At 50.8% G+C, this 10,973-nt stretch carries 11 protein-coding genes, 1 tRNA gene and 1 pseudogene; 9 read left to right on the forward strand and 4 right to left on the reverse strand.

Annotated features, from left to right (window positions below; genetic code table 11):
- Nucleotides 1-110: 110 nt before the first annotated feature.
- Nucleotides 111-386, reverse strand: a complete 276-nt coding sequence (locus HMPREF2907_RS04625) for a DUF1289 domain-containing protein (protein WP_039406570.1) — start codon at nucleotides 384-386, stop codon at nucleotides 111-113.
- A gap of 417 nt (nucleotides 387-803) precedes the next feature.
- Nucleotides 804-1,175 carry an ACP-like domain-containing protein gene (locus tag HMPREF2907_RS04630; protein WP_070680538.1) on the reverse strand — a complete coding sequence of 124 codons (372 nt, stop codon included), beginning with the start codon at nucleotides 1,173-1,175 and terminating at the stop codon, nucleotides 804-806.
- Nucleotides 1,176-1,717: 542 nt separating this feature from the next.
- Here HMPREF2907_RS04630 and HMPREF2907_RS04635 point away from each other — a divergent pair.
- The gene (locus tag HMPREF2907_RS04635) at nucleotides 1,718-2,986 is read left to right on the forward strand and encodes an Nramp family divalent metal transporter (protein ID WP_070680903.1); all 1,269 of its coding nucleotides are present in this window, start codon (nucleotides 1,718-1,720) and stop codon (nucleotides 2,984-2,986) included.
- A gap of 242 nt (nucleotides 2,987-3,228) precedes the next feature.
- Here the strand turns inward: HMPREF2907_RS04635 and HMPREF2907_RS04640 are convergent, their stop codons facing one another.
- Nucleotides 3,229-3,693: a universal stress protein gene (locus HMPREF2907_RS04640; protein ID WP_003755397.1), complete on the reverse strand. Its 465-nt coding sequence runs from the start codon at nucleotides 3,691-3,693 to the stop codon at nucleotides 3,229-3,231.
- 192 nt (nucleotides 3,694-3,885) lie between these two features.
- Between HMPREF2907_RS04640 and HMPREF2907_RS04645 the strand changes: the two genes are divergently transcribed.
- The 5 genes and pseudogenes from HMPREF2907_RS04645 (at nucleotide 3,886) to pncB (ending at nucleotide 7,949) form a co-directional block, all read left to right on the forward strand.
- Nucleotides 3,886-4,662: a tRNA threonylcarbamoyladenosine dehydratase gene (locus HMPREF2907_RS04645; protein ID WP_070680542.1), complete on the forward strand. Its 777-nt coding sequence runs from the start codon at nucleotides 3,886-3,888 to the stop codon at nucleotides 4,660-4,662.
- A 37-nt stretch (nucleotides 4,663-4,699) separates the two neighbouring features.
- Nucleotides 4,700-5,122, forward strand: coding sequence for a hypothetical protein (locus tag HMPREF2907_RS04650; RefSeq protein WP_318259014.1), 423 nt, complete (start codon nucleotides 4,700-4,702; stop codon nucleotides 5,120-5,122).
- A 105-nt stretch (nucleotides 5,123-5,227) separates the two neighbouring features.
- Nucleotides 5,228-6,115: a segregation and condensation protein A gene (locus HMPREF2907_RS04655; protein ID WP_070680548.1), complete on the forward strand. Its 888-nt coding sequence runs from the start codon at nucleotides 5,228-5,230 to the stop codon at nucleotides 6,113-6,115.
- 220 nt (nucleotides 6,116-6,335) lie between these two features.
- Nucleotides 6,336-6,542: pseudogene (locus tag HMPREF2907_RS12480) on the forward strand (branched-chain amino acid transport system II carrier protein); the annotation flags it as partial.
- A gap of 183 nt (nucleotides 6,543-6,725) precedes the next feature.
- Complete coding sequence (pncB, locus tag HMPREF2907_RS04665) at nucleotides 6,726-7,949, forward strand: nicotinate phosphoribosyltransferase (RefSeq protein ID WP_070680555.1); 1,224 nt, start codon at nucleotides 6,726-6,728, stop codon at nucleotides 7,947-7,949.
- 150 nt (nucleotides 7,950-8,099) lie between these two features.
- On the opposite strand, the gene HMPREF2907_RS04670 is transcribed toward pncB, so the two are convergent.
- Nucleotides 8,100-8,176, reverse strand: a tRNA-Pro gene (locus HMPREF2907_RS04670).
- A 249-nt stretch (nucleotides 8,177-8,425) separates the two neighbouring features.
- Between HMPREF2907_RS04670 and HMPREF2907_RS04675 the strand changes: the two genes are divergently transcribed.
- From HMPREF2907_RS04675 to HMPREF2907_RS04685, 3 genes are all read left to right on the forward strand, one after another.
- Nucleotides 8,426-9,805: a mechanosensitive ion channel family protein gene (locus HMPREF2907_RS04675; RefSeq protein WP_070680906.1), complete on the forward strand. Its 1,380-nt coding sequence runs from the start codon at nucleotides 8,426-8,428 to the stop codon at nucleotides 9,803-9,805.
- A complete protein-coding gene (nudB, locus tag HMPREF2907_RS04680) occupies nucleotides 9,805-10,254 on the forward strand; it encodes a dihydroneopterin triphosphate diphosphatase (RefSeq protein ID WP_070680559.1) in 450 nt (149 codons plus the stop codon). The genes HMPREF2907_RS04675 and nudB overlap by 1 nt, the downstream gene beginning before the upstream one ends.
- Before the next feature lie 133 nt (nucleotides 10,255-10,387).
- Complete coding sequence (locus HMPREF2907_RS04685) at nucleotides 10,388-10,921, forward strand: inorganic diphosphatase (protein WP_003741020.1); 534 nt, start codon at nucleotides 10,388-10,390, stop codon at nucleotides 10,919-10,921.
- Nucleotides 10,922-10,973 lie beyond the last annotated feature (52 nt).

A 10,973-nucleotide genomic window follows, 5' to 3' on the forward strand; every position in this document is an offset into this window, starting at 1 on the left:
GTATTTTAAGGCGGGAAAGGTCGTCTGAAAACCTAAAAGCAAACCAAAATCTGCTGCTTGGGTTCAGACGACCTTTTATTGCGAAGGACAAGGAGAACCTCTTTCTCGTTTTAAGTTTCCGGGACAAAGTTGTCGTCAAACAAATTGTCCTGCTGTATTTCTTCCCATTCGTCCTGTTGTCTCAGCAAATCGAGTTTTTTGTTGCGGATTTTGGTTTTGCGCATATGCAGCAGGCGCATGACTTGGTGTTTTTGATCGTCCGTCATCTGCTGCCAATACAATCTCTCTTCACGACTGCGCAGGCAACCTTTGCAATAGCCCTTTTCGTTGGCTTCGCATACGCCGATGCAGGGGCTGGGGATGGGGAAGAAATCGGGTTGTTCCATGATGAAGGTGCGGAAAGGTCGTCTGAAAGAGTATAGCCAAGGTGCAGGGTTTCGGCCAGGTATGGTTGTCGTTCAGACGATTGATGGTCTATTTTAATTGCTTTTAATTGCTTTTAATTGCTTATGAGATATGTTCTCTTATTTTGATGTTCAAAGTGTTATAGGGCGTCATGATGTTTTTAATTTTATCGTTACAGAATAATAATGTTCTCATCCATTAAATTTAAAACTCAAAAAAGCTTAGCTTGACGATACGCCGACTGTGCTGAATCCATCCGAAATTTGCTTATTTTACACGATCGGATAAGTAGCTGAAATCGGATTGGGAGATTTTGAAAGGACAGATAAAACGAAAGGTCGTCTGAAACCTTTTTTAGGTTTCAGACGACCTGTTTTAAATCTCAAATCGTTCCGTTATTAACGGTCGATGTTGACGGGTTCGCAGTTTTTCACGATGAAGCGGTTGCGTGAGTCGGTTACACCCACAACTTCAGAGGTTGTGTGGGTGTTGCGATCGATGTAACCCGCAGACATAGAAAAACCGCGTTTGTTGGTGAAGGTTGTACCGGTGCTGTCAGAGTGGCTTTTATCAACGCGCAGGCTGATTACTTTGCCGGCTGCATTTGCGGACGCGCCTACTGCTTTGCCACTGCGGTCAAATTCGTAAACGACATTCAGTTTTTTACCGTTGTCGCATTTGTAAGGAACGTAGCCGGCAGGAGCGGCAGCGGCAGTCATGGAAACACCGGCGGTCAGTACGGCTACAATAGCGGCAGATAAGAATTTCATCTGGTATTACTCCATAAAAAAGATTGATGTGTGGCGTGGACTACCCGGCGCCATCTTTGCTTTGAAAGCAGAGCATATTTTATCCCTTCGCAAAAAATATACAATATGCTGATATGCAAAGCTGTACTAAGAAATTTTCGGGAAGGGTTATTCTGGTTGAAAAAATCCAATAAGTTGAAAATTTATCTTAATGAAATTATTAAATTTATTTTTTTATCTATAACATTCAGATATTTAGATTATTGAAAAAGGCTGTTGTACAAGCCGGAAAGCTTTTTTCCAATACGCAGCTTTAAATCATATACAGATGATAGTGTTGTTTTTCGGTCTCAGTTCGGATTTAATATAAAAAGCGATACAAGGTCGTTTAAAAAAGTTCCCCGACCATAAAATGCTGATGATTGGAGATTTTCGATTCGGTACAGCTTATTTTTAACATGTTCCGGCATGAAATATCCGAAATGTCTGTTAGATAATCTCTTGATTTACGTTAAAATACGCCTTTTTTTGTGAAGGTCGTCTGAAAAAAGACGGAGAGAATGATGTCTGAACAACATACACACGCTTCGACTTGGAAAAGCAAAATCAATGCGCTGGGGCCCGGAATCATGATGGCTTCGGCGGCGGTCGGCGGTTCGCACCTGATTGCCTCGACGCAGGCGGGCGCGCTTTACGGCTGGCAGCTTGCGTTGATTATCATTTTGACCAACCTCTTCAAATATCCGTTTTTCCGTTTCAGCGCGCATTACACGCTGGATACGGGCAAAAGCCTGATTGAAGGCTATGCGGAGAAAAGCCGCGTTTATTTGTGGGTATTCCTGATTTTGTGCGTTATCTCGGCAACGATTAACGCGGGTGCGGTCGCCATCGTGACCGCCGCCATTGTAAAAATGGCGATTCCTTCGCTGACGCTGAATGTCGGCGCAATTTCCGCGCTGATTATGGCTTCCTGCCTGATTATCCTGGCAAGCGGACGCTACAAAGCCTTGGACAACGTTTCCAAAATCATCATCGTCAGCCTGACGATTGCCACAGTTGCCGCCGCCGCCATCGCCATGTCGCGCGGCATGCAGATGAAACCCGACTTTATCGAGCCTACCCCATGGACACTGGCAGGCTTGGGCTTCCTCATCGCGCTGATGGGCTGGATGCCTGCGCCGATTGAAATTTCGGCCATCAACTCTTTGTGGGTTACTGAAAAACAACGCATCAATCCTTCCAGCTACCGCGACGGTATTTTCGACTTCAACGTCGGCTACATCACCAGCGCAGTGTTGGCGGTCGTCTTCCTCGCCTTGGGCGCGTATGTGCAGTACGGCAACGGGGAGGCAGTGCAAATGGCAGGCGGAAAATACGTCGGTCAACTGATTAATATGTACGCCGTCACCATCGGCGACTGGTCGCGACCGATGGTCGCATTCATCGCCTTCGCCTGTATGTACGGCACAACGATTACCGTAGTGGACGGCTACGCGCGCGCGATTGCCGAGCCGGTACGCCTGCTGCGCGGCAAAGACAAAACGGGCAACATCGAACTGTTTACCTGGAACATTTGGGTCGCAGGTACGGGCTTGGCAGTGATTTTCTGGTTCAACAGCGCGATGGCGGAGCTGCTCAAATTCGCCATGATTACCGCCTTCGTTTCTGCCCCCGTGTTCGCTTGGCTGAACTACCGCCTCGTTAAAGGCGACAAACGCCACAAACTGACGGCAGGTATGGACCTCCTCGCCATCCTCGGCTTGATTTACCTGACCGGATTTACGGTTTTGTTCCTGCTGAACCTGACAGGCATCTTGGCTGCACCTAAGTAAGCCCAATCAAGTAAGCCCAATCAAAACAAAGGTCGTCTGAAAACCGGATTTTGGTTTTCAGACGACTTTTTTGTTATGGGTTGGTTTTGGGAAGAAGTTATTTATTGGTATAGGTGAATGATATTACGAAGTTCATGATTATAATCAATAATTCGTAAAACCTATTTGAAATAAGATGAAAGAAGGTCGTCTGAAAATCTTAGTTTGAGATTTCAGACGACCTTCTTCAATAGGGCAAACCCTTACGCTTCTTCCGCTTTGCTGCGGATAATCAGAAGCGGCAGGTGGCTTTGGCGCATAACGGTTTCGGCGAAGCTGCCCATCAGGAGGTGCATCAGGCCGGTGCGGCCGTGTGTGCCGAGTACCAGCAGGTCGGCGCCGTTTTCATCGGCGTAATCGACCAAATCCTGCGCCATTTCGCGTGCGCCTTTGTTGGCGACCAGCAGGTGTTTGACAATGTTTTCCACGCCGTTTTCGCGGGCGGTTTTTTCAGCGAAGTCCAAAACTTCGTTGCCTTGGGCGACGGCGGCGGCCTCGTAGCTTTCGTGTTGCAGGAATTCGGGGGCGAGCGCCATATATTCGGCGGGGTTGGCGACGTGTACCAAAGTCAGGCGGGCGTTGTTGACGCTTGCCAACTCGGCGGCGTGTTTCAGGGCGTTGAGGGAAGTTTCGCTGCCGTCAACGGCTACAACCAGATGTTTGTACATAGTTCATTCTCCTTTTGCGCCGCAGGCGGCACTTTGTTTCATGCGGTTGGGAAGGGTCCGATATGAAACGATTATAGACTCTTTCGGGCTGCTGCAACAGCCCGTCTGCTTTCCAGTATAATATGTGTCGCATTCGTCCGCAGCGTTTTGCGTTGATTTTCATTCATTTATTGATATATCACAAGGTTGGGTATGAACGACACCGTTTTTCTTCCTTCGCGCCGTTTCGGCGGTATTGCCAGACTCTACGGAGATGAAGCACTGGCGCGGTTTTCGCGCGCGCACGTCTGCGTGGTCGGCGTGGGCGGGGTAGGTTCTTGGGCGGTGGAGGCTTTGGCGCGGACGGGCATCGGTCGTTTGACCTTGATTGATTTGGACAACGTCGCCGAGTCCAATGTCAACCGCCAGCTTCATGCGCTGACCGACGATTTCGGCAAGGCGAAGGTAACGGCGTTGCGCGAACGCATTGCCCAAATCAATCCGAAATGCGAAGTGGAGGAAATCGAGGATTTTGTGACGGAAGACAATCTGGAAACGCTTTTCAGACGACCTTTCGACTTTGTGATCGACGCGATAGACCAAGTGCGCGTCAAGGCGGCGATGGCGGCTTATTTTGTGCAACACAAACAGCCGTTTATCCTGAGCGGCGGCGCGGGCGGACAGAAAAATCCGGCGTTGATTCAAACCGCCGATTTGAGCCGCGTTACCCACGACCCGCTGCTTGCCAACCTGCGCTACACCTTGCGCAAACGCTACGGCTTCAGCCGCGATACCAAAGAAAAAATGCGCGTGCCGTGTGTGTTCTCGACTGAAAACATTACGCCGCCGCAATCGGGCGAAGCGTGTTCGACCGATACTGCGCCGCAAGGGCTGTCCTGCGCGGGCTATGGGGCGAGTATGCTGGTGACGGCTTCGTTTGGGCTGTATTGTGCGCAGGCGGCGGTAGAACATATTGCGGGACGGAAGTGAGAGGAACCGATTTTTTAAAACCTATTTTATCGCCAGCTTGATTTATGCGGTGTGGTTCGGCGTGTTGATGTATGCCGTCGATCCGATGTTTGGCGAAATGGGATGCGACATGCAGTCGGGAGATTATTTGTGTTTTCAGGACGGCTCTCAGCGGCCGTTTACCAATTTCCTTTATCCTTTCCTGTCCGTTCCGATATTCAGCCTTTTGCACGCTGCCATCATGAAGTGGCGCAAACGCTGCTCGGTCGGGATGATTTGGTTTTTGGTCGGCTGCGAGTGGCTGCTGCTATTGGCTTGGATAATTGCGATGCTGGTGCGCGATGGCTTTGTGTTTTCCCGTGATGCCGTTACGGTACTGATCGGTTCGTTTTTCGCCGTTTTGCCGCTGCTGGGCATGGCGTCGGCGCAAACGCTTGCCATTGCCATCGCTTCTTTGAAAAGCCAACGCAAAAAAGGCTGATTTTTGTTTTGCCGCACTCGTTTGGGCGAAGCCCGCTGCGTTTTCAGACGACCCCGTTATTGATTAACCACCCATCAAACCTAATAAGAAAAAGCTCCTCTAATCATGCCTTCAGAACACCTTATCTCTTCCGCTGCGGCAACGTCGTCTGAACACACTGTCGCGTGGGTATTCGGCCAACCCGTAACCGATTTGCCGCAGGATTTGTTTATTCCGCCCGATGCGTTGAAGGTTGTCTTAAGCAGCTTCCAAGGGCCGTTGGATTTGCTGCTTTACCTTATCCGCAAACAGAATATCGACGTTCTCGATATTCCGATGGTGAAGATTACCGAGCAATATCTGCACTATATCGCCCAAATGGAAGCGTATCAGTTTGATTTGGCGGCGGAATATCTTTTGATGGCGGCGATGCTGATTGAAATCAAATCGCGCCTGCTGCTGCCGCGTCCCGAAGAGGTCGAGGATGAAGAGGCGGACCCGCGTGCCGAGCTGGTGCGCCGCCTTTTGGCTTACGAACAGATGAAGCTGGCGGCGCAGGGTTTGGATGCGTTGCCGCGCGCGGGACGGGATTTTGCTTGGGCGTATCTGCCGTTGGAAATCGCGGTCGAAGCGAAGCTGCCGGAGGTGTATGTCGCCGATTTGACGCAGGCGTGGCTGGGCATTTTGTCGCGGGCGAAACATACGCGCAGCCATGAAGTGATTCAGGAAACCATTTCCGTGCGCGCGCAGATGACGGCGGTTTTACGTCGTCTGAACGAGAGCGGGATATGCAAATTCAGCGATTTGTTCAAACCGGAGCAGGGCGCGGCGTATGTGGTCGTCAATTTCATCGCGCTCTTGGAGCTTGCCAAAGAAGGTTTGGTCCGCATCGTCCAGCCGGACAGCTACGGCGAAATCGAAATCAGCCTGAAACAGGAAAATTTAGAACGCCCGGAAGCGGAAGAGGGCATTTCAGACGACCCCGCCGCCGACGTTGAAGGCGAAACGGCATGATGATTTCACGCTTGGCAAACCCATACCCATTTCCATCAACTGCCCTTTATATAGTGGATTGACTTTAAATTAGGACAAGGCGACGAAGCCACAGACAGTACAGATAGTACGGAACCGATTCACTTGGTGCTTCAGCACCTTAGAGAATCGTTCTCTTTGAGCTAAGGCGACGCCGTACCGGTTTAAAGTTAATCCACTATAAACAAACAGGTACGAATTTATGAACAGTGTTTCCCCGTTCAACCGTAAAGCCTCGCTGTGGGCGGTCGGTTTGATGTTGTTCGCTTTGTTTTTCGGTGCGGGCAATCTGATTTTCCCCGCTTATCTCGGACAACAGGCGGGGGAAAGCTGGTTCTCTGCCATCAACGGCGCACTGCCGCTTTACAACGTCGGACTGGGCTGGCTGCTGCCCGCAACCGTCGGCTTTATTTTAGGGTGCATCCTGAACGCCGCGCTCAAGAAAAAACATAAGGCTTAAATCACAAAACAAAGGTCGTCTGAAAGATTTCAGACGACCTTTTCAACGCTTCTCCAACCAAAAAAAGTAACACCCGCCCGTCTAACCGTGTTCTAATAATGCTTTACATTTACGCTGAACGAGAGAAAAGCCATGACCGCACCTCAAACGCCCGTTATCCGCTCCCTGCTCGACACCGACCTGTACAAGTTCACCATGCTTCAGGTGATACTGCACCAATTCCCCCAAACCCACAGCCTTTATGAGTTCCGCTGTCGCAACAAAGACATGGTTTACCCGCTTGCCGACATCCAAAGCGACTTGGAACGAGAGCTCGACGCACTCTGCCAACTGCGCTTCACCCACGACGAACTCGACTACCTGCGCAGCCTGCGCTTCATCAAAAGCGACTTTGTCGACTATCTCGAACTCTTCCAACTCCAACGCCGCTTCGTCAAAGTCAGCCCCGACAATGAAGGTCGTCTGAACATCCGCATCGAAGGCCCCATGATTCAGGCGATGTTCTTTGAAATCTTCATCCTCGCCATCGTCAACGAACTCTACTTCCGCCGTCTCGAAACTCCCGCCGTCATTGAAGAAGGCGAACGCCGCCTCCAAGCCAAAGCGCAACGCCTCAAAGAAATCTCCGCCGCGCAAAATCCCGACGATCCGCCATTCCTCATCTCCGACTTCGGTACCCGCCGCCGCTACACCCTCGACTGGCAGGAACACGTCATCCGCACCCTGCTTGAAGCCGCACCCGACATCGTGCGCGGTACCAGCAACGTTTATCTCGCTAAAAAAATCGGCATCACCCCCATCGGCACGATGGCGCACGAGTTTCTCCAAGCCTTCCAAGCCCTTGACGTGCGCCTGCGCAATTTCCAAAAAGCCGCCCTCGAAAGCTGGGTACACGAATACCGCGGTGACCTCGGTATCGCATTAACCGACGTGGTCGGCATGGACGCCTTCCTGCGCGACTTCGACCTCTATTTCGCCAAGCTCTTCGACGGTCTGCGCCACGACAGCGGTGATCCCTATGTATGGGGCGACAAAGCACATGCGCACTATAAAAAACTCAAAATTGACAGCCGCACCAAAATGCTGACTTTCTCCGACGGGCTGGACATCGAACGCTCGTGGGCGTTGCACCAATATTTCAAAGACCGTTTTAAAACCAGCTTCGGTATCGGCACCAACCTCACCAACGATATGGGGCATACCCCGCTGAACATCGTTTTGAAACTCGTCGAGTGCAACGGCCAGTCCGTCGCCAAACTCTCCGACTCTCCGGGCAAAACGATGACCACCAACAACACCTTCCTCGCCTACCTGCGTCAGGTGTTTGACGTTCCCGAGCCGAAGGCAGAGGGCTGATTAACTGAAGAAAAGGTAAAAGGTCGTCTGAAAACTCGGATTCAGGTTTTCAGACGACCTTTTGATGGGTTGAACCGCTTGGAATATAAAGTTTGAAATAGGCAAAGACAAAAAACAGCCCGGTCAAAAATGACCGGGCTGTTGAATTTTTGGTCGGAGTGAAAGGATTCGAACCTTCGACCCCTTGCACCCCATGCAAGTGCGCTACCAGACTGCGCCACACTCCGACTCGATAAGTTTCGGATTATAGTTTTCTTGTCCGGCTTTGGCAAGCGTAAGGCAGGGCGGTTTGGGCTATCTGTTTGAAGCGGCTTTGAATTTGTTTGACGTAAGGTCGGGTAGGGCAGACGGGATGTCTTGTTCTTCACTTGAATCCGCCATATTTTCAGACGACCTTTGTTCGGCAAACGAGTGTGGCGGAATTTTATGGCTGCTATATAATTGCTGCTTTGATTTTTAATGAAAAAACAGGGCTGATGGACAATATTTTGCATGAATTGTTTGCGCGTCAGGCGTTTACGTCTAGCTTGGTAGAGCGCAATTTCGGACAGGTTTCGGGCTGGATTGAGCTGGTCGGCGTATTGATGCTGATGGCGGCGACGTTTTGGCTGTCAAACCGACTAAAAAACCGTTATTTCTTTGCGGAACAAGGTAACTTCGCGCTATTGCGGCATATCGGCAGGCGGATTTTGTGGCCGGTGCTGATGATGATTTTCGGTGCGGCGGCTTTGTTTGTCTGCAACCTGACGGAATTTCGGGCAGTATGGCTGCATCTGCTGATTTTAGCGGCACGCTGGATGATTCTGATTCGGGTGAGCGTGGCGGTCGTTCATGCTGCTTTGCCGCAGAACAGGCTGACCGACTGGCTGGAAAAATCGGTCTCCATGGTTTTGTGGGTAGGCTTCGTGCTTTGGCTGTCGGGCTTGGATGATAAGATTTTGGCGATGCTCGACGGTATCAGCTTCTCGGTCGGTTCGGGCAAACTGAGCCTGTTGATGATTCTGAACGGGATTTTGTGGGTCGGACTCCTGATGATAGGCGCGTCGTGGCTGGCGCGCTTTATCGGCGAGCGTTTGGAGAAAAGCAGCCTGGACAATAATCTGTCCATGATTTTGTCCAAAATCATCAAAACGGTGATGATGGTTTTGGCGGTATTGATTGCGCTGCCGCTGGTGGGGATTGATTTGACGGTATTGTCGGTGTTCGGCGGTGCGTTGGGTGTCGGTATCGGTTTCGGCCTGCAAAAAGTGGCGAGCAACTACATTTCAGGCTTCATCATTTTGGGCGACCGCTCCATCCGCATGAACGACCGTCTGACGGTCAATAACTTTACCGGCTATGTCACCAAAATTACCTCGCGTTTTGTCGTGCTGCGCGATGCCAACGGTACGGAGGCGCTGATTCCGAACGAGACGTTCGTTACCTCGATGGTGGTCAACGAATCTTATACCAGCCGCGAATTGCAGCAGGCGTTCAATATACAGGTTGCCTATCATTCCGACTTGATTAAGGCGCTGGACATCATTAAAAGTGCAGCCGCCGCACAGCCGCGTGTTTCCAAACATCCCGCTCCTTTGGCGGTGGTGACCAATTTCGGCGACAACGGTATTGATTTGCGCGTGACATATTGGGTAAAAGATCCTGAAAACGGCTTTGCCGCGCTGCAATCGGCGATTTTTCTGGATATTTGGCGGCAGTTTAACGAACACGACATCGAGTTCCCTTATCCGCAACGCGAAGTCCGTATCTTGAATGAAGAACTGGAGCCGAGCAGCATTGCTATGATCAAGGCGGGAATGCAGGCGCGCAGCGATACCAAATCCGATCCCGCGATGGACTCTGCCGGAGACGATTGATGGCAAAGCCCTTGAAGTATCCCGTGTCCGCGTTGGTGGTTTTGCATGATGCCGACGGCAATATCCTTCTAATCGAACGCACTTCGCCGCAAGGCTTTTGGCAGTCGGTAACCGGCAGCATCGAGCCGGACGAAACCATAGAGGAAACCGCCAAGCGCGAAGTTTGGGAGGAAACCGGCATCCGCCTTGCGGACGGACAGCTCTGCAACTGGCACGACAGCACGGTTTACGAAATTTACCACCACTGGCGGCACCGCTATCCCAAAGGCGTGTTTGAAAACCGCGAACACATCTTTTCCGCCGAAATCCCGCGCGATACGGTGATTGTTTTGCAGCCTGACGAACACGTCGCTTACGGATGGTTCGGCATAGAAGAAGCGGCGGAAAAAGTGTTTTCCCCGTCGAACAAAAGGGCTATTTTGGAATTGGGGAAAAGGTTGGGGAAATAGAACCAGCCTGATTGCTTAAAGGTCGTCTGAAAATAGCGATTGCGTTTTCAGACGACCTTTTTCCGCATTTTCAGAGAGTCTTTTGTTTGCTATACTTCCGCCGTTCAAACTTCCGTCAAATAAAGGAAATAAAATGGCAGACTTCAATAAAATCCTGACTCCAGGCGATGTGGACGGCGGCATTATCAACGTCGTCAACGAAATTCCCGCCGGCAGCAACCACAAAATCGAATGGAACCGCCGCCTCGGCGCATTCCAACTTGACCGCGTCGAACCCGCGATTTTCGCCAAGCCGACCAACTACGGCTTCATCCCGCAAACCTTGGACGAAGACGGCGACGAATTGGACGTATTGCTGGTTACCGAACAGCCTTTGGCGACAGGCATCTTCTTGGAAGCGCGCGTCATCGGTGTGATGAAGTTTGTCGATGACGGCGAAGTGGACGACAAAATCGTCTGCGTTCCCGCTGACGACCGCAACAACGGCAACGCCTACAAAACCCTTGCCGATTTGCCGCAGCAGCTGATCAAGCAAATCGAATTTCACTTCAACCACTACAAAGACCTGAAAAAAGCAGGTACAACCAAAGTTGAATCTTGGGGTGATGTGGAAGAAGCAAAAAAAGTAATTAAAGAATCCATCGAACGTTGGAATAAACAGGCTTGATGTTTTATTTCAATAAATAAGGAAAGGTCGTCTGAAAATGGTTTTCAGACGA

The organism is Neisseria sp. HMSC055H02, assembly GCF_001813335.1.
In the GTDB taxonomy this organism is placed as follows: Bacteria; Pseudomonadota; Gammaproteobacteria; order Burkholderiales; family Neisseriaceae; genus Neisseria; species Neisseria sicca_C.

Bases quoted from the DNA above. Each gene is read 5' to 3' on its own strand.
- HMPREF2907_RS04640 (WP_003755397.1), bottom strand. From the start codon at position 3,693: ATGTACAAACATCTGGTTGTAGCCGTTGACGGCAGCGAAACTTCCCTC.
- HMPREF2907_RS04630 (WP_070680538.1), bottom strand. From the start codon at position 1,175: ATGAAATTCTTATCTGCCGCTATTGTAGCCGTACTGACCGCCGGTGTT.
- pncB (WP_070680555.1), top strand. From the start codon at position 6,726: ATGACCGCACCTCAAACGCCCGTTATCCGCTCCCTGCTCGACACCGAC.
- nudB (WP_070680559.1), top strand. From the start codon at position 9,805: ATGGCAAAGCCCTTGAAGTATCCCGTGTCCGCGTTGGTGGTTTTGCAT.
- HMPREF2907_RS04635 (WP_070680903.1), top strand. From the start codon at position 1,718: ATGTCTGAACAACATACACACGCTTCGACTTGGAAAAGCAAAATCAAT.
- HMPREF2907_RS04675 (WP_070680906.1), top strand. From the start codon at position 8,426: ATGGACAATATTTTGCATGAATTGTTTGCGCGTCAGGCGTTTACGTCT.
- HMPREF2907_RS04685 (WP_003741020.1), top strand. From the start codon at position 10,388: ATGGCAGACTTCAATAAAATCCTGACTCCAGGCGATGTGGACGGCGGC.
- HMPREF2907_RS04625 (WP_039406570.1), bottom strand. From the start codon at position 386: ATGGAACAACCCGATTTCTTCCCCATCCCCAGCCCCTGCATCGGCGTA.
- HMPREF2907_RS04645 (WP_070680542.1), top strand. From the start codon at position 3,886: ATGAACGACACCGTTTTTCTTCCTTCGCGCCGTTTCGGCGGTATTGCC.
- HMPREF2907_RS04655 (WP_070680548.1), top strand. From the start codon at position 5,228: ATGCCTTCAGAACACCTTATCTCTTCCGCTGCGGCAACGTCGTCTGAA.